This window comes from Chryseobacterium sp. X308 (assembly GCF_020733145.1).
GTDB classification, from domain to species: Bacteria; Bacteroidota; Bacteroidia; order Flavobacteriales; family Weeksellaceae; genus Chryseobacterium; species Chryseobacterium cupriresistens.
Window position 1 is genome coordinate 445,929 of record NZ_JAJFZH010000001.1, and the last position, 23,526, is coordinate 469,454.

The window sequence follows — 23,526 nt, forward strand, 5'->3', positions numbered from 1 at the left end:
TCAATACATGTTTTTAAAGAAAATAAAACCTTTCCTGTATTTAGGAATTTTCTATCTTATTATTTCGTTGATAATAAGGACAGTATTCTTTTTCCATCCCATTACTACCGCTAGTTTCGGATTTTTTGAAGTCGTAAAAGTTTTGTTGATCGGTCTGGTGAATGACATTTTTGTGTTCATATTGGCCAGCTCCATTCTCGCCCTTTACTTCCTCTTTCTTTCCAATTCAAAATATAAAAAGCCTTACGGTTATAGTATTTTGGGAGCATTAGTTCTGTTCTTCCTCTATATCTGGCTTGTTCCCGACAATATTTTCAAGCAGTACGGAGGCTCTATTATGGAGATTGCTCTTGTTTTCGTAGGAATTAAGACCCTTTTCTTCGGATTGATGCTGTTCCTTCCCGCACAGAGAATCAAGATCCGTAATATATTATATTTCATCACATTACTATTATATGTTCTTCTGATCATTTTCAACGGGGTAAGTGAATATTTCTTCTATAATGAATTTGGAGTTCGTTATAATTTTATTGCAGTAGATTATCTTATCTATACCAATGAGGTGATTGGGAATATCATGGAAAGTTATCCGGTTGTGCCGCTATTTTCAGCCATCATGATCGTTACCCTGTCCATCACATGGTTTATTTATAAGAAAACAAAAGATGAACTGCTGGAACTTCCTGATTTTAAACAAAAAATGGTGCTGCTGGGCAGTTTTATGGTACTTTGTGCGTTGAGTGCACTGGCCATACCTTCTTTGATGCAAATCAGATCAGACAATGTTTTCGCAGACGAAATTGAAGCCAACGGAATTCCTAAGTTCTACTGGGCGTTTACCCATAATGAACTGGATTATTTCCAGTTTTATTCACAGATTAACCAACAGCAGGCCGAAAAGAATTTTTTGAGCCAGTACCCACAGCATACGTTATCAAGAGCTGTCGTTGCGGAGCAGCCTGAAGTGAAGAAAAACGTAGTATTGATCTCCATTGAAAGCCTTTCTGCAGATTTCATGGAACATTATGGCAATACCCAAAAAATTACTCCTTTTCTGGACAGTCTTGCTGATAAATCACTCATGTTTACCAATCTGTATGCAACCGGAAACAGAACGGTACGCGGACTGGAAGCTTTAACATTGTGTATTCCCCCAACTGCAGGGGAAAGTGTCATCAAGAGAGATGATAATAAAAATAAATTCACAACCGGAAGTGTTTTTAAATCCAAAGGATATGATGTTAAATTTTTATACGGCGGATACAGCTATTTTGATAATATGCAGGATTTCTTCGGAGGAAACGGCTATGGTATCGTAGACAGAAATAACTTTAAACCTGAAGAAATTACTTTTGCCAATGTTTGGGGCGTTGCTGATGAAGATATGGCCAGAAAAGCTATTCAGGTAATGAATGCTGAAGCCAAGTCAGGAAAACCGTTTTTCAATCACTGGATGACGGTTTCCAACCACAGACCTTTTACTTATCCTGACGGAAGAATTGATATTCCGGGAACGGCAAAATCCCGTGAAGGCGGTGTAAAATATACGGATTACTCTCTTAAGCTGTTCTTTGATATGGCTAAGAAACAGGATTGGTATAAAAATACAGTTTTTGTGATCATCGCAGACCACTGTGCATCCAGTGCGGGAAAAACGGAACTTCCGATGGATAAATACAGAATTCCTGCGATGGTATTTTCTGAAGGATTTATTCAGCCTCAGAAATTTGATGCGCTGATGTCGCAGATCGATATAATGCCGACCGTTTTGGGCTTATTAAATTTCAGCTATCACTCTAAATTCCTGGGTCAGGATGTTTTCAAACCGGAATTCCAGCCTAAAGCGTATGTGGCAACCTATCAGGATCTTGGATTTATCAAAGGTGAACGTTTGACCATTATTTCGCCGGTAAAAAAGGTAAAACAATATTCTTTGGAACTGGAAAAAAGCGATTTGAAACCGGAATTTAAACTGTATTACAACGAGAAATTATTAAAAAATCCAGATCAGAAACTGGTGGATGATGCTGTATCAGCTTATCAGTCTACCTCTTACTGGCTAAAAACAAAACAACTCAACAGATAAATATCTAAATATTTTCGCTTATAATCTGGCGTAAAATATTTAAATTAACCCATAAATTTATTAGTATGAAATGGACAGACGACAGAGGCGGAAACGTTGATGACCGCCGTGGTTCAGGAGGCGGAAGTGGCGGTATGATTGTAGGAGGCGGACTCGGAACTTTAATTATAGCAGCCATCGTATTCTTTTTGGGAGGTGACCCATCCGGTATCTTGAATTCCGGAGGCATGCAGCCTTCAGGAAATTCCGGGGAACAGAGAGAGCTTACTGCCGATGAAAAACAAGTTGGAGAAATGGTTGATATGATGGCCAAATGGAATATTCTTACCTGGGATCAGATTTTTAAGGAAAATGGAATGACTTACAGTGCTCCTCAGGTAGTTCTTTTCGAAAATACAACATCTTCAGCATGTGGTACTGCTCAATCTGCCATGGGACCATTCTATTGCCCGGCAGATCAGAAAGTCTATATGGATATGAGTTTTTTTGGTGAACTTCAGCAAAAATTCGGAGCTAAAGTAACAGAATTTACGGTAGCTTATGTTCTTGCGCATGAAGTAGGACACCATGTTCAGACTCTTTTAGGAACTACGCAGAAAGTGGATGCGCTAAGAAGAAGCGGAAGATATTCCGAAGAACAGATGAACAGAGTATCCGTTGCTACAGAATTACAGGCTGATTTCTATGCCGGAGTATGGGCAAAAAGAACCAATGACAGCAAACATATTCTGGAACCGGGAGATATTGAGTCTGCCATAGATGCTGCCGAAGCGGTTGGCGATGATAATATTCAGAAAAGAGCACAGGGATATGTGAATCAGGAAAGTTTTACCCATGGATCTTCTGCTCAGCGTAAAGAATGGTTTATGAAAGGGTACAACACCGGAGATATCAGACAGGGTGATACTTTCAACCAGTTGTTGAAATAGTTTTATCAAAATTAAATGATACAAAAAGCGGTCTTAAGTCAAGACCGCTTTTTTATTTATTGCAATTCGATCGGATTTGAATTTTTCTTAGCCTCTTCTTTCACCCTTTCTTCCATTCTTTTTCTCATATCAGCAGGATTTTGGTTTCCGCCGCCAGAGCCTCTTCCACCGCCACCTACTCTCATCGGAGCACTGATACCTCCTGTACCCTGACTCATGAATGACATCGGATCAGCTTTAAATTTTTGCTGCTGTTTGATATAATCTGTTCTTTTTACTTTCAAAGTATTTCCAAACTGATTCAAAGTTGGAAACTCAGCAATTTTATAGTTTTTCATGAGATCAAAAGAATAATCTCCTTTATCATCTTCCACTTTTACAATCAACCCCGGAAGTCCTCCGAATTTATAAGGTCCGTCCTGATAAGGAAGATCTGTTGTAAACCATGCTGTCCATTTTCTTCCTCCAAAATCGGTTTCAGCTTTCTGAACTTTATACTCGCCGATTTTTCTCGTTTCTGGCTCTATTTTCCAGTTCAGAGGTCTGTCTTCTTCGTACGAATAGATATCACGCCCAATTCTGTCTTTGAAATAGGTCTTTTGATTGGTTTTATCTTTTTCAATGGAATAGCTGATATTCGTTCTCAATCCTTCCATCTGATCTCTGTTGATGCTTACTCTTCCGCCTCCGCTCTGAAATGCTTTTTGCATAATAGAATCTCTTTTGATTCTGTTTTCAGAATAAAACACAGATTTTTCCGGAGAAATATCCAGATAAGCATTTTCAGTCTTGATATCTGCTTTATTTTCAGCATCAGGCTTCATCGTCACCTGATATACAAATCTGTTGGTTTGTGCAGAAACATTTTGTATGAAGAGCGCCAATGCGATAATACCTATTTTTTTCATTTATATTTTTATTTATTGAGCATTATTAAAAGAAAGATTTATTGTACCTTATTTTTGACAAGTTTTCTCCCTTATTGCTTGATTATATGTCTTCCTTATAGATTTAAAATACGATTCAAGGTTAAAATTATGAATAAAACCTTAACAGAAAACGGCTCAATTTATCTTTTTTTAACATCATTTATCCTTTGATAAATTGCTATTAATATCATAATCATTAAAATAGACATCTTCGATTTGAGATTGCGGAAATTAGTTTGTATTTTTGCATCATTAAATCATTCTAAATAAATACAATGATAAAAGTATCAGACCATGCAAAGGAGAAAGCCATCCAGTTAATGACGGAAGATGGTTTTAACCCTGCTGAAGATTATATAAGAGTAGGGGTAAAAAGCGGCGGATGCTCTGGTTTAGAGTATGTTTTAAAGTTTGACAACGAAAAAACAGACACAGATCAGATTTTTGAAGATAATAACATTAAAATTATTATAGATAAAAAATCCATCCTTTATTTAGCAGGAACAACTCTTGAGTATTCAGGAGGATTGAACGGAAAAGGGTTTGTTTTTAACAACCCGAATGCATCCAGAACATGTGGATGCGGGGAATCATTTAGTCTTTAGAGAAAAGACATTAGATCCTAGATTTCAGACCTCAGAGTTATTCTGACTTCTGAAATCTAATCTGAAACCTAAAAAAAAATAATGAGTAAATATACAGAAGACGATTTAAGAGTCGATCTAGAAAATAAAAAATATGAATTCGGCTGGGAGACGAAGATTGATTATGAAGACTTCCCGACTGGTTTAAACGAGGATATCATCCGTGCCATCTCTGCTAAAAAAGAAGAGCCGGAATGGATGACTGAATGGCGATTGGAATCTTTCAAAATCTGGCAGAAAATGGTAGAGCCTGAGTGGGCTAATATCAAATATGAAAAACCAGATTTTCAGGCAATCCGTTACTATGCTGCTCCAAAAGTAAAGCCTGAACTGGCAAGCCTTGACGAAGTAGATCCTGAACTATTGAAAACATTCGAAAAGCTAGGGATTAATATCGAAGAGCAAAAAAGACTTTCAGGAGTTGCTGTAGATATCGTAATGGACTCAGTTTCTGTGAAAACCACTTTCCAAGATACACTGGCAGAAAAAGGAATTATTTTCTGCTCGATCTCTGAGGCTATTAAAAACCACCCTGATCTGGTAAGAAAATATCTTGGAAAAGTAGTTCCGAGAGGAGATAACTTCTATGCAGCATTGAATTCCGCAGTATTTTCTGACGGAAGTTTCTGTTATATTCCTAAAGGAGTAAAATGCCCGATGGAACTTTCTACTTATTTCCGTATCAATCAGGCAGGAACAGGACAGTTTGAAAGAACGCTTCTTGTAGCTGATGAAGGAAGTTATGTTTCTTATCTTGAGGGATGTACAGCACCGTCAAGAGATGAAAACCAGCTTCACGCAGCGGTTGTAGAGCTTATCGCTTTAGACAATGCTGAAATTAAATATTCAACAGTACAGAACTGGTATCCTGGTAATGAAGAAGGAAAAGGAGGTGTATTCAACTTTGTAACGAAGAGAGGACTTTGCGAAAGAAATGCAAAAATCTCCTGGACACAGGTTGAAACAGGTTCAGCTGTAACATGGAAATATCCTTCTTGTATCTTAAAAGGAGACAATTCTATCGGAGAGTTCTACTCTATTGCGGTAACCAACAACCACCAATATGCAGATACAGGAACAAAAATGATCCACATTGGTAAAAACACCAAATCAACGATTATTTCCAAAGGTATTTCTGCAGGAAAATCCCAGAACTCGTACAGAGGACAGGTGAAAGTAATGCCTTCTGCAAAAGGAGCCAGAAACTTTTCACAATGTGACTCTTTGCTGATGGGTAATGAATGTGGAGCCCACACTTTCCCTTATATTGAAATTAAAGATCCTACGGCACAGTTAGAACACGAGGCTACGACTTCAAAAATCGGGGAAGACCAGATTTTCTACTGTAACCAGAGAGGTATTGACACAGAAAGAGCTATTGCTCTGATTGTAAATGGTTTCAGTAAAGAAGTTTTAAATAAGCTTCCAATGGAATTTGCTATTGAAGCACAGAAACTACTTGAAATTTCATTAGAAGGTTCGGTAGGTTAATCTTTTAAAAGGATTTTCAGATAAAAACCAACTGATTTAAAGGCAAGGTTTTCAGAGTTTTTATCAGATGACCAACCGTTATCAACGGGAAATAAATTATAATCTTCTCAGAAGATTACTAGTAAAATAAAATATAAAAAGCTTCTATCTGTCCGCTGAGGAAATACTTCAGTTAAAGACAATGTGAATACACAATGAGAAGCTCACACAATTATAAAGCAAAAGTTAGCAAGAATGTTACAAATTAAAGACCTTCACGCCAAAATTGAAGATGGCGCAGAAATATTAAAAGGGATTAATCTTGAAATAAAGCCGGGCGAAGTTCACGCTATCATGGGGCCGAACGGAGCCGGTAAATCTACCCTTTCCTCTGTAATTGCGGGAAAAGAAGATTACGAAGTGACTGGTGGAGAGATCCTTTTTGACGGACAAGACATCAGCGAAGATGCTCCTGAAGACAGAGCTCACAAAGGAATTTTCCTTTCTTTCCAGTATCCTGTAGAAATTCCGGGAGTTTCTGTAACGAACTTTATCAAAGCCGCTTTAAACGAAACAAGAAAAGCAAACGGACTGGAAGAAATGCCGGCAAAAGAAATGCTTGCACTAATCCGTGAAAAATCTGAAAAACTGGGAATCAAAAAAGATTTTCTTTCAAGATCATTGAACGAAGGATTCTCCGGAGGTGAAAAGAAAAGAAACGAGATCTTCCAGATGATGATGCTTAATCCGAAATTGGCTATTCTTGATGAAACCGATTCAGGACTTGACATTGATGCTTTAAGAATCGTTGCAGATGGAGTAAACTACTTTAAAAATGAAGGAAATGCAGTTCTTCTGATTACCCACTATCAAAGATTGCTTAATTATATTCAGCCTGACTTCGTTCACGTGTTAGCAGACGGGAAAATCATCAAAACCGGTGATAAATCTTTAGCATTGGAGCTTGAAGAAAAAGGTTACGACTGGCTTTTAAATTAATTTGAAATTTACTATTTGAGATTTGAATTTATTGCAACATTCATGAAGTGCAGCAAACATGAATCTCTAAAGTAAAAATTGGATTCCTATTCCTCGGAATAACAATATTTTAGTTCAAAAAAAAGAAAAAATGGTGCGAACCACAGATATACCAGTAATGGCATTAAAAGAACAAATTATAGAGAACCATAGTGAATTTTTGGAGAGTCTTCGTCACAGATTTCTGGATGAGGAAAGAAAAACAGCGCTTCAGAAATTTACAAACCTTGGTTTTCCTACTAAAAAAGACGAAGAATATAAATATACCAATCTAAAGGAGATCACGGAAAAAAGCTACAACTTCTTCCCGAAAGAGCACCACAATATCACTAAAGAGCAGTTTGATGAACTGCATCTTGGTGAAGAGAATTTTGATTGGATTGTTTTTGTAAACGGTAAACTTCACAAAGAACTTTCTAAAGTTTCTATTGAAAATGTGGAGTTCCTTTCATTCAATTATGCATTGAATGATGAGAAACATAAGGAGGTTTTTGAAAAATATTTCAATACCATTGCTTCTAAAGAACAGGCTTTTACGAACCTGAACCTTGCTTACTGCAAATATGGCTTCTTCCTTAAAGTTCCTAAAAATGTAGTGATTGAAAAGCCAATCCACGTTTTTTATATTTCTCAGAATCAGGAAGAAAACACATTCTACAATACCAGAAACCTTTTGATCGTAGAAGAAGGAGCAAAAGTAGAAGTGATTGAAAGCCACCATAATTTTGACAGTACTTATGTATTGACCAACTCTGTAACAGAGATCTTTACATACCCGAATGCGAAAGCTGACTGGCACAAACTTCAGAACGATAACAACACAACCTATCTTATCGATAATACTTTCGCAAAACAGGAGAAGGACAGCTTAACTACGGTAAACACATTCTCTTTCGGAGGTAAACTGGTAAGAAACAACCTTGATTTTATTCATAACGGATCCAATATCAATTCATTCATGAACGGGATCACCATCATCGGAAAAGATCAGCTGGTAGATCACCATACAGCGGTTCACCATAACTTCCCGAACTGTGAAAGTTATCAGAACTACAAAGGAATCTTTGATGGGAATGCTCACGGAGTGTTCAACGGAAAAGTTTTTGTGGACAAAATTGCTCAGAAGACAAATGCTTATCAACAAAACAACAATGTATTGCTAAGCGAAGGAGCAAGTATTGATACAAAACCTCAGTTAGAAATTTTTGCAGACGATGTTAAATGTTCTCACGGATGTACAGTAGGACAATTGAATGAAGATGCTTTATTCTATCTGAGAGCCAGAGGAATTTCGAAAAAAGAAGCTCAGGCATTACTTTTATATGCTTTTGCTAATGATGCTATGCAGAATATTGATATTGAGCCTCTAAAAGAGAAAATTTCAAAGCTGCTGGCTGAGAAATTAGAAGTTGATATAGAATTTTAAAACTTATATATATTGATAAAAAAGCACTTCAAATGAAGTGCTTTTTTATTGTATTTACAGATTGTGTGTCTCTTATTTTTTCAACCAGCTTTGGTTATCTTTATTTTCTGAACGTTTCTTACCGTTATCAAAATTATAAGCCAATCCTACGCCTAATGTCTGCTTCAGCTGGGTCTTCCATATCTGATTATGGTCATACAAAAGGTCAAGGGTAACGTTGGTAGAAATATATTTATTGATTTTCATGCTCAAAACTCCGCTATATCCAAGGACAAGCCTGTCCGGGTGATCAAGGTAGTTTGAGAATACAGAAGCCGTATTCAGTAAGGTTATATTCTCCATAATCTTCAGTTTGTACATTGCCGTTCCCAGAAAACCGAATTGGAAAAGAGAAGAATCTCCATCGTTTTTAAGACCGTAAGTTCCTGCTTTCTGAAGATCTTCGTCTAAAACAAAAGTCCATCTGGCATTCGCAGGCCGTAAAGTAACTGTAAGATTATCATTGGGACGGTATGTAACCCCTGCTCCTACACTCAGATATCCGGGAGCCATAAAATTGGAAATCTTTTTTGCATCAGGATTATTTCCATCTTCATAACCCGGAGCAAACTGAGTCTGAAGCCCCGCCCCTGCAGATAAATACCAATGTTTTGCAAATTCTCTACCATAGTTTGTAGAAAGATTAATGACATCCTGCGTTTTTCTAACTCCTGTTCCTTGTGTGTTATTTTGTCCGTACCCCAGAATAATAATATTTTCCCAAAGATCTTTCCCTTTTTCATAGGTCAGGTTGTAATTAACGCCGGCAAGCCAACCTACGTTGTTGGCTCCTCCACCTACCCAGTTTGAAAAGGCAGCCTGATTAAGCATTAATGTATTTTGTCCCTGAATAGACCATGCTTTAGCTGTGTCTGATACCGGAGCTTCCGTCTTAGCCTCCTGAGCGAGTGCTGCAGCCCCAAAAGAGATAGAACTGATCAATAAAAGTTTTTTCATAATGTTGATTTATTACAAATGTATAAATAATAATTTATGCCGACATAAAATTCACTTTAAAATGAATTTAACATAATTAAAAAATACATCATTATCAACTGAAAACAAACGACTTAAAAAACAAAATTACGACTCACAAACTTAAGTCAACTTAAAATTCAGGCATTTAAAAAACAATAAAACACCTCATTTCTGAAGTGTTTTAATTAAAATATAAATATTCTGACTATTTTTTGATCCACCACTGGCTGTCTTTGCGATCAGAACGTTTTACACCATTTGCCAGCGTATAGGCAAATCCGATTCCAAGAGTTTGTTTCAGCTGTGTTTTCTCTATCTGATTATGATCGTATAGCAAATCTACGGTCACATTGGAGGATATGTATTTATTTACCTTTAAATTCAGCAAAGCTCCATAGGCAAGAACTAATCTGTCCGGGTGGTCAAGGTAATTCGAGAAGACAGACGCTGTATTGGTTAAATAAATATCTTCCATTATTTTCAATTTATACATTGCTGTACCCAGAAAACCGAATTGTAATAAAGAAGTATCTCCATCATTTTTTAGACCATAGCTCCCTGCTGTCTGAAGGTCTTTATCCAGTACAAATGTCCATCTGGCGTTGGTAGGACGTAACGTTACCGTGAGATCATCATTGGGCCTGTATGTGATACCCATCCCGACGTTCAGGTAGCCTGGCGCCATAAAATTGGATATCTTTTTTGCGTCAGGATTATTTCCATCTTCATATCCTGCAGCAAACTGTGATTGAAATCCTGCACCCATAGAGAAATACCAGCTTTTTGAAAATTTTCGCCCATAATTGGTAGAAACATTAATAACGTCCTGTGTTTTTCTGATTCCCTGGCCTTTTGTATCATTCTGCCCATATCCAAGAATAATGATATTTTCCCAAAGGTCTTTATCTTTTTCATACGTCAGATTATAATTCATTCCGGCAAGCCATCCCACGTTATTGGCCCCACCTCCTACCCAGTTTGAAAAGGCAGCCTGATTAATCATTAATGTGTTTTTTCCTAAAACCGACCAGTATTTTATGGTGTCTACCACTGCGGAATCTTTTTTCAATTCTTCTTGTGCACTTGCATACATTCCCATAAAACAGGAAAGAATCAATAAAAACTTCTTCATTACTCTAAATAATTTTCAATGCAAAAATATTAATATAATTTTTTTAAAAGCTAAATTCAGCTTTAAAAGAACCAATTTCTATAAAGTTTAATTACCTCATAACAAGATATTTCTATAAAATCAATGCCAAATAATGAGTTCAAAAGTTAAATTTAATACCTTTTGTCTTAAAATCAGGCCGGTAGAAACTTATTCATCGACAAATTTTCCGAAATTTATCATTGGCTTTTGATTTGACGTAAAATCCACATGTTCAAAAATGTAATTTCCAAAAGAGCGGTTATCTATCCATTGCTGATGCTTTCAGCAATGTGGTTCGGGTACTTTTTACAAATGCAGGGCTTCTTTCAAAGCTGTTTTGGAGCCATTATTCCCCTCTTACCCGAGGGATTGCTTGGCATTATTACCTCTCCCCTTTTACATGGAAATATCGATCATATTATAGGAAACTCTATTCCGATAGCAGCCCTTATGTTTTTGCTGTATCAGTTTTATCCGGTAGTCGCCAACAAAGTCTTTATCATCGGCTGGCTGGCAACAGGACTATTAGTGTGGCTTCTTCCTCCTATTGATATTCTTACCGGTGAATATATGTACACCTGCACCATTGGGGCCAGCGGTGTGGTATATGTGCTTGCCTTTTTCCTTTTCTTCAGCGGCGTTTTTAAATGGAATACAAAACTTCTTACGATTTCAATGCTTGTTGTGCTTTATTATGGCAGTCTGGTTTGGGGAATGCTTCCTGAGGAACTGTTCTACAACATGCAGGAACCGAGTAAAATTTCATGGCAGGCCCACCTTTCCGGAGCTGTGGTAGGCAGTATCATTGCATTTGCTTTTAAAAATGTGGGAGAAAAGAAGAAAAAATTTATCTGGGAGTTTCCGAATTATTACAGCGAAAAGGATGATAAATTATGGCAGGAATACAGGGAAAACCATCCTGAAGATTTTATGGAGCTTCCCTACAAGAAAAAAGATGACATCTGGGATCATTTGGATGAATTAAGAAAAAGATAAAACTTATTTCATTACATTTGAAAAAAAACACACATGAATTCCGAAGAATACTTCTATGCCATCGCCCTCCGCGAGTGCAGCCAGATTGGTGATATCCATTTTCATAAGCTTGTCCATACTTTCGGAAGCGCCCAGGAGGTCTGGAAAAGAGCAAAAAAAGAGTATAAACAACTTGATGGAATAGGACAGAAAACAGTTTCAGATATTGGAAATACATCTCATTTGGAATTTGCAGAAGATGAATTAAATTTTTGCAAAAAAAATAATATTCAAATCAGGCTGAAACACCTTAAAGAAACGCCCTCCCTGCTTAACGAATGTAATGACGCACCGGCTATCCTTTATCAAAAAGGGAATATTGAAAATATACAACCTAAGGTAAGTATTGTAGGAACCCGGAATATGACAGCGTATGGGAAACAATTCCTTGACGATTTTTTCGAAGCGACACAATCTTCAAAATATGTAACGGTGAGCGGCCTCGCTTTGGGAATCGACAAAGAGGTTCACGAACAGTCTATTCGTCATCAAAAACCTACGGTGGCTGTTCTTGCCCATGGTTTTAAATATTTATATCCTGCCAAAAACAGAAAACTATCTGAAAAAATTTTACTGGAAGGTGGTGCATTAATCACGGAGTTTAGTTCATCCAGAAAACCGGATCGGGAAAACTTCATCCAGAGAAACAGAATTGTGGCAGGAATATCTCCGGCAACGATTGTAGTGGAAACCGGTTTTGGAGGAGGTTCTGTAAGCACCGCAGCTTTTGCTAATGATTATAACCGTGATGTTTTTGCCCTGCCCGGAAAAATTACGGACAGCTCCAGCCAGGGTTGTAATCAGCTGATTTTCCATAATAAAGCGACAGCCATTTCGACCCTGAAAGATCTTATCGGACTCCTTGGATTAAATGAACCCAAAGAAAAAATGGAAGAGTTATTTCCTTATAGCGAGACTATTCCCCAATTATCTGACAATCAGAATTTAATATATCAATCTATTAAAGACCAGCCTCAGATTTCTTTAGATGATCTGGCACAGAAAATTGATCTTCCTACCCACAAAATCTTACCAATAATTTTGGAATTGGAACTTTTAGGGAAAGTAAAATCATTTTCCGGGAGGCAATTCATCGCAATTTAAGATTTAACGATTTCTTAATACTGCATTATTTCACACATAACATTTCATTTTTAATAAAATTTGAACATAAATTATTAATTTAATAATATTACGAAACATTATTATTTAATTTTTAACAATGTTAAAATATAGTGTTGTGAATCTTGAAAAAAAAATTAAATTTGTTGACAATAATATTCAACCTTAATATATGGAACAATATAATATTGACCAGAAAATCCAAGAGTTTATTGCAAAAATTGAAGCAAAAAATCCTAACGAACCGGAATTTTTACAGGCTGTAAAAGAAGTTGCCGTAACCGTAATTCCATTCATTGCTACTAAAAAAGAATATACCGGAATGAAGCTGCTTGAAAGAATGGCTGAAGCTGAAAGAATTATTATTTTCAGAGTTCCATGGGTTGATGATAAAGGAGAAATTCAGGTTAACAGAGGTTTCAGAATTCAAATGAACTCTGCTATTGGACCATACAAAGGAGGAATCCGTTTCCACCCTACTGTAAACCTATCCGTTCTTAAATTCCTAGCTTTCGAGCAGGTATTCAAAAACTCTTTGACAACTCTTCCAATGGGAGGTGGAAAAGGAGGTTCTGATTTTGATCCACAAGGAAAATCTGATATGGAAGTAATGCGTTTCTGCCAGGCTTTCATGACAGAATTATGCAAGCACATCGGTCCTGAAACAGACGTACCTGCAGGAGATATCGGTGTTGGAGCAAGAGAAATCGGATATTTATTCGGACAATACAAGAAAATCAGAAACGAGTTTACAGGAGTCCTTACAGGAAAAGGCCTTGCTTATGGAGGTTCATTAATCCGTCCTGAAGCTACAGGATACGGTGTAGTATACTTTGCTGAGCAGATGCTTAAAACAATCGGACAGGATTTCAAAGATAAAATCGTAACGGTATCAGGTTTCGGAAACGTAGCGTGGGGAGTTATCAAAAAAGCAACAGAATTAGGTGCTAAAGTTGTAACAATCTCTGGTCCTGACGGATATATCTACGATAAAGATGGTATCAGCGGAGAAAAGATCGATTATTTATTGGAACTTAGATCTTCAGGAAACAACAGAGCTGAAGACTATGCTAAAAAATATCCATCTGCTGAGTTCCATGCCGGAAAACGTCCTTGGGATGTGAAGTGTGATGTTGCCTTCCCTTCTGCAACTCAAAACGAATTAGATTTAGATGATGCAAGAAAATTAGTTGAAAACGGATGTATCTGTGTAACTGAAGCAGCTAACATGCCTTCTACACTAGATGCAATCAACTATTTCTTAGACAATAAAGTATTATTCTCTCCTGGTAAGGCTTCCAATGCCGGAGGTGTTGCGACTTCAGGATTAGAAATGACTCAGAACTCTATCCGTCTTAACTGGACTTCTGAAGAAGTTGATGCAAGATTAAAGGAAATCATGATCGGTATCCACAAAGCTTGCAGAGACTACGGAAAAGACGAAGACGGTTATGTGAACTACGTAAAAGGTGCAAATATTGCAGGCTTCGTAAAAGTAGCAGAAGCAATGTTGGCTCAAGGAGTTGTGTAACAAAAAAACAAAGGTTGGGAAAAAATCCCGACCTTTTTTGATATAGCCTGTTCCCGGGATAATGGGAAAAAAGTAAAAAGTGAAAGGAGAAAGCGCTGCTATATGCAGTGCTTTTTTTATTTTTATATTATGCAAAACACCTTTACCAATATTGATGAATATATTCTTCTGTTTCCGGTAGAAGTACAGAAGAAACTTCAAGAACTTAGAAAAGTTATTCATGTACAGGTTCCGGATATTGAAGAATATATTGGGTATCAGATGCCCGCCTTCCGGTACGAAGGAAAACCTTTGATTTATTTTGCCGGATATAAAAAACATATCGGATTCTATCCGGGAGCTGAAGGCATCCGTACTTTTGAGACAGATTTTAAAGATAGAAAATATAAATTCTCTAAAGGAGCCGTACAGTTTCCAATTCATGAAAGTCTTCCGCTCGATCTGATCATTAAGATCATCCTGTTCAGAGCACAAGAAATTGAACAAAAAAAATCCTGAAATACAAGATTTCAGGATTCCGACTAGTGTTTGCTAAAGTGCTTACTTTTTCTTCTTTTTGTCTTTCTTTTCCTCTTTAGGAGTATCTGCAGGCTTAGTGGCATCAGTAGGTGTTGTACTTACTGACGGGTCAGTTGCCGGTGCAGTTTCCATTGTAGTGGCAGGTGATTTGTCCTGTTGATTCTTTGGATCCGCAGGACTTGTAGTCTGCGTATTCGGTTGTTGGGTTTGAGTTGTCGTAGGGTTATTAGTAGAAGTATCGGCTGGCTTTTGTGGTGTTGACTGTGCTGATACTGCGATTACTCCGACTAATGTAAACGCTGCCGTTAAAAATAACTTTTTCATAATGTAATATTTAAATGATTGTTTAACTTAAACGAAGCATCATTTAGAAAATTATGTGTAAAAAGTTTATTTAACGTACTTTATAATTATTTAAGAGGAATTTGCAAAAACGAGCCCGGTTGAATTGGCTGGAAGAGGGATGTTGGAAGTTGGAAGTTTATTAGAGTAGAAATAACAGGTTTTATGATCAACGATAAGAGCTTCCTGCTTCCATCATCCGGCTCCCCGCCTTAGGCTTACTTTGTCACATTCTTCATCATTTTTTCTACAAATTCAAATGCCGCCGGGCAGATTACCGTATTTTTCAGCATCAGGTTATTGATCTGATAAATCTTCTTACGGTCCGTATGAGGATATTCACGACAGGCTTTCGGTCTTACGTCGTAGATAGAGCATGTATTATCGCTGTTCAGAAAAGAGCAGGGAAGATTTTGCAGAACTTTGTCATTATCTTCATCCACCCTTAAAAACTTTGCTTCAAAGTCTGCAGACTTCATTCGGAGATGCTTGGCAATTCGCTCAATATCTTTTTCGGTATAAAGCGGGCCTGTTGTTTTGCAGCAATTGGCACACTGCAGGCAGTCAATTTCCTCAAAAACTTCATCATGGGTCTCCTGCACTATATAATCGAGATTTTTGGGAGGTTTCTTTTTTAGCCCGTCCAGAAATTTCTTGTGCTCTTTCTGCTTTTGTATCGCCTGTTTTTTATAAAAATCTAAATCCATTATTCTTTATTTCTCACTGATTCCGGAAGCTCCTCTTTCCTATATTCATTGATTTTATCCAGATCCAGTACTGTTGAAAGGTTTTCCTTATTTGGATAGTACATCGGAACAAATTTGGCTCCATACACAATTTCTCCCGTAGTATATGAAGATCTTTGAACCACAGTGTTTGAAAACACTTCATCAAATGCGCGAACCTGCACAATAAGCTCAATATCCGTATTTTTAAAATCCTCTTCAGAAAAGCCATAAAACGGAGAGTTTTCATCAATTTTATGCACTACAGTCCAGTTGAGGGCCAGTGTATTGATCTTGCTCATCTGTGTTGTAAGCCGGTAAAAATTGCTTTTGGCAACTCCGTTTTCCACAACTTCGATAGCCACTGATACAATTACATCTGCATCCGTCAATGCATTGTTTTTATAGGGAGCAAGCCTGAACATTAATGCTGAAGATTCCTGAAAAGGAGCAATAACTGCTATATCAGAAAATCTAAGATATGCCCGGGGTCTTGAAAATCTTCCGTAGAAAAGCCCTGTTGCAATGGCAAAGGTAAGCAATCCCAGAAAAGCTTCAAATGTGGCTACAAGACTTGCCAAAAAGCCTACAGGAGCTATTCTTCCATATCCAACCGTAGTAAATGTCTGGGAACTGAAGAAAAAGACATCGATAAATTCATTGAGCGGATCACTCTTATCAATTCCGGTAAGATGCTCTACCCCAATCAGATAATAGATCATTGCAAACAAAAGATTAATGATAATATAAGCAATAACCAGATAAGATATAAAACGGAATGAGGAGAGATTCAGCATGGTGTGGTACCAGCTTAGCCTGTTAAAAACATTCACTCCCCTTCTCTGAACATTCGGGAGGCCGTCTTTATTGATAAATCTTCCGGATGCATTGGTTCCGAAACCACTGTTTTCCGCATTTTTCTGACGGATTTTTTTTCTGAATCCTCCTGTCATTTTTTAATCATTTTGACTTTGTTATATTATGATTTTTCCTCTACAATAAGCCAGTTGATGATTAGCTCTTTCTTTCAGCATACAGATATTTTAAAAGGCAAAGTTAAGCATAGAACGCATTATGATGCTTAATTTTTTAAGTAATCATTTTTTTAAATTACTCCCTTCAGATGATAGATAATCTTACCACGGATTTTCTATAAAGCTGTTTACTCAAAATGAATAAAAAAACAGCAGAAATTCAAAGTTTTCTGCTGTTTATATCATTTATTAAACCCCATTTACACAATAGCGTTTTATGCGGGGACAATTGGGTAATCTCAAATTCCGGCAAATTAATTACCTATATTATTCTTTAATAATCTTAGATTGATATTTATTGGTTCCATTATTTATGGAAATAACATAAATTCCAGCTTTAAAATCTTTTATTTTATCGTTAATTTCCTTATTGATATCACTTAAAGAGCCTTTTGCTGAAATCAATAATGTCCCAGCCATATCATATAATTCTGTGTTCAGATTTTCTCGTGAATTTTTAATATGAATAATCAGTTTTTGTCCATTTTTTAAAGGATTCGGATAAACAATAAAGTCATTATTATTTGTCTTGCTATCCTTAACAGCTAAAGTATTTGCCGGATAAACAAGAATTTTTTGCCCGTTATATCCTACCGCATACACTTTCAAAGCATTGGAAGGGAAATCAACATAGGTATTAGCCAATGTCGTATCTCCTGTTCCTACAATAGAAACGCTGATGAGCTGATCACCTGCATCATAAGTTTCAAATGCAACAGCATTATTCCACTTAGAATTATTTACCAATAAAAATTGACCTTGTGCATTGTTCACAATCTGGGCCCCAATTCCTGTAATCCCTGAAACAGGCAGAAGATTTTTAAATGCATTCACACTATTTGCCGAAAGATAATTAATTACAGGAGATACTGGTTTTGCATATCCCTTCATTAAGACATAGGCTTTCACATCATCAATCATACTTTGTGTAATCGTAAGCTGACCGTTTGAGTAATCTGAAATTGTAGCATTAATAGGTTTTAAAAAACCTGTATTGGTAAAGAAATCTGTAAGGTCTTCCTGCACAGCGTCACAGGTATTTTTCACAAAATTCATGACCATTTGTCCCTGGGTAAGCTGGGTTTCGTTTGTATTTCTTACTTTCTCAGCTACTGTAGCAAACCAATGTGCATAATCTATTCCCGGAACAGCAGGTACAACCGGAGGTGTATCTTCATCTGACATATCCGAATCAAATGCAAGCGTAGAAGCACTTTTTGAAGCACCCGCCAATTGATAATACAATTCTAATTGCCAAAACGGAATAAGGCTTCTGAAATTTGCATCTGCAGGATTCACATAATCTGTTCTGAACTGATCCATAATACTCTTCCCGTTAATTTGGGTTTGAATAATAATTTCTCCAAATCTGTTTCCTGCCACTTTAGGGAAAGCCGTTTTATCAGCAATTTCACCTTCCAGTCTTGTAAATCTGTTAGCTCCTGTTGGTGAATACAAATTGTAATATGCCCAAAGCGAGTACATATTATTTGTAATTTCTGTCGTTCCGGTCCATCTTAGTCCAGGCCTAATCTGATTGACATGCCCTAATTCATGAGCTACTCCCCAAAAGTCCAGGCCAGTTGCTGAAGCAGAATTTGAAAGCCCCCAAGTGAGATCTAGATGAGCACCCAGGCCTCCTGCATACCAGCCTCCAGAAGATTCTGTGTAAACAAGCTGTCTGTTTTTAAGATTTTTATTAAACTTAAAAAAGCCCATCATTTCTCTTTCAGATTTAACAATTGCATCGTATTTATCAATTAAAGGCTGAGCGGTGGTGAAATGGAAATTGCTTACGGCAGACTTATCAATCAGCAGTTTTGTGTAATACCCTTCAATATCAATTTTTGGATATACATCATTAGTTAGCATTTCAATCCATTCTGCAGGCGTTGTACCCTTTTTATATATACCATTTACAATCCCTGCTGTGATATTTACTGATATAGGTAGTGCATTTACATCATCAGTGTAATATGAAATATATCCAAGTCCGCCATTTGTAATATTAAGAATATTCAGTCCATTTTTCAATTCATAAGATTTTTCAGGAGAAGCACCTTCAGTAGCAAAATCTCGTACTTTTAAATACACTTTGTTTGCCGCCGTAATATCTTTGGCAAAAACAATAGCAGTAGTATTAGCCTGAAATGCTAACCCTGTCGGATTTTCATAGCCATTATAATTCCCTACCTTATACTGGTTGTTTATGGACTCAATTGTTTTATATGCAGTAAAAGTCTGAACTCTGTATTTTCTATTGTAGGTATTATTAAATAAACACTGCGCTAACCCTTTAATGAAAGGTGAGGAAATTGCATCAATATCCTGCTGGGTTACTGTTGGTTTTAAAGTACTGAAAGTAGTATCATTAAAAATATTTGAATAAGCTGAAGGATTAAAACTATTAGGGCTGTTCTGAAAAAATTCCATTTCAGCACAGCTGGCAAAATTATTTTTACCATCAAGAACCTCTATTTTTATATTTAAAGGAGTAATAGCAGAAGGAAAAACTACCGTTTTAATAGTACTCGTTTGTCCAAAATTTTGAGTAGCAATATCAACATAAGCAGGGTTAGAAATGGTATTATAGCTTATTTTTATATTTCCGAAAAGACCATTTGGCCCACCATCTTGTCTTGGGGTGTACCTTAAATAATTCATAGATGTCTGCCCGTCAAACTTATAAATCAGAGAAATGGGAAAAGTGGCTGCCGTTGCATTCCAGCTGCAATGATAAAGTGTATTGACGTCACCATCAAAGGATTTTTCTATATTTTCTCCTGATTGGAAACTTGTAGCCGAAGATCCTGCCACCTGGGGCAACACAGGAATATCCGCATAAGCTGAAAACTCATTGGTGGGAAGTATACATTCTGTCTGTACAGGATCCATCTGTTCTTCAGAATAAAACTCCATCTCTGCACAACTTGAAAAATTATTTTGAGCAGTTAGAACATCAACCCTAATAACATCGGGATGAACAATTGCTATTGGCAAATCTATTGTTTTTGCCGTATTGTCTGATGCCCAGGAAATAATTCCGGTTGCTGTAATAAAAACAGAAGGATCGGATTGCGTAGAATAGGAAACCTTCACACTGGTCCAGATTCCATTAGGACCCGTTGTTCTGGGCTTGTATACCAACCTTTTTACACTTTTTACCCGACTGGAAAATTTGAAATTTAACTGATCCGGAAGTGCTGTACTTAAATTATACCGGGAATGATAAAGTGTATTCACATTATTATCATTACACATTCCTGCTTCCTGTCCGGGTTGTGGTGGTTGTAACGAACTTGCATAAGCTACAGGCATTTTATACTGCTGAGCAAAAACTATCTGTAAAAAGAACAGAAATAAAAGAATAAAATAATTTTTTTTCATCTTGTTGTAATTTTTGATTAATAAAATTTATTCAGAGCTATTGCTATAAAAGCGATATAATTGAAAGATTTTCAGCTAAAAACTGTTTTGCCAAAAAATGATTAATAAAGAAGAAAAGCTTTCAAATTATGTAATTTCCTTTCTAAATTAAGAATTAAAAATAACTGAAAGAATCAATACCTACCTGTTTTCAAAAATACACTACCAGTTGAATTATCTTATCTGATATATCCTACATTAAACTGTTGAAAATGACAAAAATCAAGGCCAATATCATGCGGAACTATTGCTATTGAATTATTACATCTATTTCTGAAATTTGGAATCACCCATTTATAATTGGGTGATTCCAAATTTCAGCATCGCACTTGAACTTTTATGGTAAGTGCAGCTTATATCTTTTGTGCGGGCGACTCCATTACCGTAACACTTACATTGCTGACAGATTTTACGATCCCTGACTCTCCGTGTATATTGGTCAGAAAATCAGGGAAGTTTTCAATGGGAAAAGCCCAATAGTAATGTCCATCTACGGGAGAAGGAAAGTTCGCCTGTAATCTTCCTTTTAATTTCATCGGTACAAAGTATTCAACGGATGATCCTTTCAATTTTGTCAGGACAGAAATTGTTTTTTTAGAATGAGCAGGTACAATGGTCTTGTAGCTGCTGGTTTCGGTAATTTCTTCAGAATTTTCCGTACCTTCCGTTGTATCTCCACCCACCACGACTTTTGTGCTTGCTGAAGCTTTTGCAACCAGCGGAATATCAACAGAAACCGATGCGGCCACCTCAAATGACCCCGATACAGTACGTTTCCAGGACGTAGAGTATCCCTTTTTATAAGAATAGGTTACCGTAATTTCACTTTCTCTGTCTCCATTGTTAATTGCCTCCGTAGTATAGGCATTGTCCGGTAGATCTGCACCGTCTGTTTTTATGGTTACCTCAGGAGTTCCCAAAACAATGGAAACATTAGGGTTTGGAGCTGTATTCCGGGCATCTCCATCTACAGAAAGGTCTGGATTAAATATAATTCCATCCGGAACCTGGCCGGAATAAGCAAAAACGTTTTTCAACCGTGTTCTTTCTCCGGAATAACTTACATCATATCCCATATCCTTCAGGTGATTTGCCTTGAAAGGGATTTCGCGTTCTTCATCAGGCGAAGTAGAGTTCGCACCCAAACTATTGCTACCTGGCAATTTAAACTCGTCTACAATTTTCCAGCCTTGCTGAAGCATCTCTGCCTCCGTCATTTGTGATTTGTTTACTTGAGAATAGTTTACTTTTTCTGAATCATCATTAATAGCACTCACTTCATCCCTTGAACATGATACCGAAAACATCAATAAGAGAATACAGATAGAATTGATTTTTTTGATCATTTTAATAATTTTTTTAGTGTTTAATAATTAAATTTACAAAAAACGAATTCTTTTAAAGTCTTTTTTTGAGAATTAATCAAATTTTAATCTTTCCTAATTTTTCTTCTTATCGTTTCTTGTTTTACTCTAAAACACTGTTAATATGAAATTTATCAATTTCGGGAATGGAATTTTTAATACGAATTATACTAAATTTGAACTATGAAAAAGCTTGAATCAAGAGAAGACATTGAGCACCTTGTCAATTCATTTTACAACAAAGTTGTTAAAGATGAAACCATCGGTTTCTTTTTTAACGATATCGCTAAGGTAGACTGGGATCAGCATCTTCCTAAAATGTATTCTTTCTGGGAGTCTATCCTTTTCGGACAGATGACTTATAAAGGAAACCCAATGGGCGTACACTTCCCGATTAACGAGATACAGGCTATGGAACAGAAACATTTTGACCGATGGCTGCTGCTTTGGCGTACTACTATTGAAGAAAATTTCGTAGGAGAAAATGCAGATATGGCGGTCTATAAATCCGAGAATATAGCCAAACTCATGGCCTTTAAGATGGAGCTGGCGAGAAGGTTATAGTGATACGGGATTCGGGGTACGGGATATAGATATCAAGGTAAAATTCCTGGATTGATTTCACAGATAGACAGATATGTAATTTTGTACTTTTTCTTTTTATGGAACAATCACTGTAAAGATATAGGCTGCCAGATTCACCAGCAGAACAGTTCCGTAAAGGATGTTTGTCTTACCCCGGCTCAATGAAAGCATTACAATAAATACGGATAAAGAAAGCAGAATAATGTCTTTTTTGTCCAATCCCAATACAAGTGGAATATTGTACATGATGCACACTACTGAAACCGCAGGAATAGTAAGACCGATACTTGCCAGTGCAGAACCCAATGCCAGATTTAAGCTGGACTGGATTTGATTGGCTCTTGCCGCACGGATCGCTGCCACCCCTTCTGGAAGAAGAACCACGGCAGCAATAATGACTCCCACCAGAGATTTCGGAGCTCCAAGGCTTTGTACCATTGCTTCTATGGTATCGGATAACCCTTTCGCCATCAGCACGACAATAACAAGACAAATTACCAGAAAAATAAAGCTGATAAGAGTTTTTGATAACGAAGGTATATAATGTTCTTCAGGATGCTCATCAGGAACAATAAAATAGCTTCTGTGGCGAACGGTCTGTACCATCAGGAAAACCCCGTAAATGGCAAGACATGCTATGGATATAAAAATAAGCTGTGCTTCGTTATAGAATGGTCCGTTGACACTTGATGTAAAATTGGGAAGAACAAGGGTAAGTACCAGAATAGAAACAATACTCACCAGATAAGTGGTTGCTGAAGTTCTTGCAAAGAACTGTTCATGATATTTAACGCCACCTACCAAAATACATATTCCAAGAATTCCGTTGAGAATAAGCATTACGGCAGCAAAAACGGTATCTCTGGCCAGCGTGATCGCTTGATCTCCGCCGGCAACCATCAGCGAGATGATAAGCGCGACTTCAATAATGGTGATACAAAGAGCCAGAATGATGGTTCCGAAAGGCTCCCCTACTTTATGAGCTACCACTTCAGCATGATGCACTGCAGATAAAACACTTCCGATTAATAAAATGCCGGCAAGCACATCATAAAGAACACCACTTCCCATCAAACCGGAAAAGTAGTATCCTGCTGCCAGAATAGGAAAAATATAGGTATAATGTAAAAGTTCTTTTAGTCTCATATCGT

Annotated in this window: 20 protein-coding genes; 11 read left to right on the forward strand and 9 right to left on the reverse strand. The window is 37.0% G+C overall.

The genetic code is table 11. The annotated features are described in order from the left end of the window. Nucleotides 1-7: 7 nt before the first annotated feature. Together LIV57_RS02000 and LIV57_RS02005 are read left to right on the forward strand one after the other, a co-directional pair. The gene (locus LIV57_RS02000; RefSeq protein ID WP_227941370.1) at nucleotides 8-2,086 is read left to right on the forward strand and encodes an LTA synthase family protein; all 2,079 of its coding nucleotides are present in this window, start codon (nucleotides 8-10) and stop codon (nucleotides 2,084-2,086) included. Between the two features lie 65 nt (nucleotides 2,087-2,151). After that, nucleotides 2,152-3,015 carry a neutral zinc metallopeptidase gene (locus LIV57_RS02005; RefSeq protein ID WP_110009102.1) on the forward strand — a complete coding sequence of 288 codons (864 nt, stop codon included), beginning with the start codon at nucleotides 2,152-2,154 and terminating at the stop codon, nucleotides 3,013-3,015. 56 nt (nucleotides 3,016-3,071) lie between these two features. Here the strand turns inward: LIV57_RS02005 and LIV57_RS02010 are convergent, their stop codons facing one another. After that, nucleotides 3,072-3,923 carry a GLPGLI family protein gene (locus LIV57_RS02010; RefSeq protein ID WP_227941206.1) on the reverse strand — a complete coding sequence of 284 codons (852 nt, stop codon included), beginning with the start codon at nucleotides 3,921-3,923 and terminating at the stop codon, nucleotides 3,072-3,074. A 296-nt stretch (nucleotides 3,924-4,219) separates the two neighbouring features. Between LIV57_RS02010 and LIV57_RS02015 the strand changes: the two genes are divergently transcribed. From LIV57_RS02015 to sufD, 4 genes are all read left to right on the forward strand, one after another. Then, nucleotides 4,220-4,549, forward strand: coding sequence for a HesB/IscA family protein (locus LIV57_RS02015; RefSeq protein ID WP_062673099.1), 330 nt, complete (start codon nucleotides 4,220-4,222; stop codon nucleotides 4,547-4,549). A gap of 81 nt (nucleotides 4,550-4,630) precedes the next feature. After that, entirely contained in the window at nucleotides 4,631-6,079 is a 1,449-nt protein-coding gene (sufB, locus tag LIV57_RS02020; protein ID WP_062673097.1) for a Fe-S cluster assembly protein SufB, read from the forward strand. Nucleotides 6,080-6,313: 234 nt separating this feature from the next. After that, complete coding sequence (sufC, locus tag LIV57_RS02025; protein WP_110009100.1) at nucleotides 6,314-7,057, forward strand: Fe-S cluster assembly ATPase SufC; 744 nt, start codon at nucleotides 6,314-6,316, stop codon at nucleotides 7,055-7,057. 157 nt (nucleotides 7,058-7,214) lie between these two features. Next, nucleotides 7,215-8,522 (forward strand): Fe-S cluster assembly protein SufD, encoded by a 1,308-nt coding sequence (gene sufD / locus LIV57_RS02030; RefSeq protein WP_227941371.1) that lies wholly within the window; start codon nucleotides 7,215-7,217, stop codon nucleotides 8,520-8,522. A 72-nt stretch (nucleotides 8,523-8,594) separates the two neighbouring features. On the opposite strand, the gene LIV57_RS02035 is transcribed toward sufD, so the two are convergent. Both LIV57_RS02035 and LIV57_RS02040 read right to left on the reverse strand, forming a co-directional pair. After that, on the reverse strand, nucleotides 8,595-9,518 hold the full coding sequence (locus LIV57_RS02035; RefSeq protein WP_202841914.1) for a DUF3078 domain-containing protein: 924 nt from the start codon (nucleotides 9,516-9,518) through the stop codon (nucleotides 8,595-8,597). Nucleotides 9,519-9,744: 226 nt separating this feature from the next. After that, nucleotides 9,745-10,671 carry a DUF3078 domain-containing protein gene (locus LIV57_RS02040; protein WP_227941207.1) on the reverse strand — a complete coding sequence of 309 codons (927 nt, stop codon included), beginning with the start codon at nucleotides 10,669-10,671 and terminating at the stop codon, nucleotides 9,745-9,747. Between the two features lie 249 nt (nucleotides 10,672-10,920). Here LIV57_RS02040 and LIV57_RS02045 point away from each other — a divergent pair, with 249 nt between their 5' ends. The 4 genes from LIV57_RS02045 (at nucleotide 10,921) to LIV57_RS02060 (ending at nucleotide 14,878) form a co-directional block, all read left to right on the forward strand. Next, complete coding sequence (locus tag LIV57_RS02045; RefSeq protein WP_227941208.1) at nucleotides 10,921-11,688, forward strand: rhomboid family intramembrane serine protease; 768 nt, start codon at nucleotides 10,921-10,923, stop codon at nucleotides 11,686-11,688. A 33-nt stretch (nucleotides 11,689-11,721) separates the two neighbouring features. Further along, on the forward strand, nucleotides 11,722-12,831 hold the full coding sequence (gene dprA, locus LIV57_RS02050; RefSeq protein ID WP_227941209.1) for a DNA-processing protein DprA: 1,110 nt from the start codon (nucleotides 11,722-11,724) through the stop codon (nucleotides 12,829-12,831). A 190-nt stretch (nucleotides 12,832-13,021) separates the two neighbouring features. Then, entirely contained in the window at nucleotides 13,022-14,380 is a 1,359-nt protein-coding gene (gdhA, locus tag LIV57_RS02055; RefSeq protein WP_062673086.1) for an NADP-specific glutamate dehydrogenase, read from the forward strand. A gap of 129 nt (nucleotides 14,381-14,509) precedes the next feature. Then, entirely contained in the window at nucleotides 14,510-14,878 is a 369-nt protein-coding gene (locus LIV57_RS02060; protein ID WP_227941210.1) for an iron chaperone, read from the forward strand. Nucleotides 14,879-14,920: 42 nt separating this feature from the next. On the opposite strand, the gene LIV57_RS02065 is transcribed toward LIV57_RS02060, so the two are convergent. From LIV57_RS02065 to LIV57_RS02085, 5 genes are all read right to left on the reverse strand, one after another. Continuing rightward, entirely contained in the window at nucleotides 14,921-15,223 is a 303-nt protein-coding gene (locus LIV57_RS02065) for a hypothetical protein (protein ID WP_227941211.1), read from the reverse strand. Between the two features lie 236 nt (nucleotides 15,224-15,459). Beyond that, the gene (locus LIV57_RS02070; protein ID WP_227941212.1) at nucleotides 15,460-15,948 is read right to left on the reverse strand and encodes a YkgJ family cysteine cluster protein; all 489 of its coding nucleotides are present in this window, start codon (nucleotides 15,946-15,948) and stop codon (nucleotides 15,460-15,462) included. Then, entirely contained in the window at nucleotides 15,948-16,919 is a 972-nt protein-coding gene (locus tag LIV57_RS02075) for an ion channel (protein WP_227941213.1), read from the reverse strand. The genes LIV57_RS02070 and LIV57_RS02075 overlap by 1 nt, the downstream gene beginning before the upstream one ends. A gap of 348 nt (nucleotides 16,920-17,267) precedes the next feature. After that, complete coding sequence (locus LIV57_RS02080) at nucleotides 17,268-20,387, reverse strand: M60 family metallopeptidase (RefSeq protein WP_227941214.1); 3,120 nt, start codon at nucleotides 20,385-20,387, stop codon at nucleotides 17,268-17,270. Nucleotides 20,388-20,779: 392 nt separating this feature from the next. Further along, the gene (locus tag LIV57_RS02085; RefSeq protein ID WP_227941215.1) at nucleotides 20,780-21,772 is read right to left on the reverse strand and encodes a hypothetical protein; all 993 of its coding nucleotides are present in this window, start codon (nucleotides 21,770-21,772) and stop codon (nucleotides 20,780-20,782) included. Between the two features lie 201 nt (nucleotides 21,773-21,973). Between LIV57_RS02085 and LIV57_RS02090 the strand changes: the two genes are divergently transcribed. Continuing rightward, a complete protein-coding gene (locus LIV57_RS02090; protein ID WP_227941216.1) occupies nucleotides 21,974-22,354 on the forward strand; it encodes a group III truncated hemoglobin in 381 nt (126 codons plus the stop codon). 96 nt (nucleotides 22,355-22,450) lie between these two features. Here the strand turns inward: LIV57_RS02090 and LIV57_RS02095 are convergent, their stop codons facing one another. Continuing rightward, entirely contained in the window at nucleotides 22,451-23,521 is a 1,071-nt protein-coding gene (locus tag LIV57_RS02095; RefSeq protein ID WP_227941217.1) for a calcium:proton antiporter, read from the reverse strand. Between the last annotated feature and the right edge of the window lie 5 nt (nucleotides 23,522-23,526).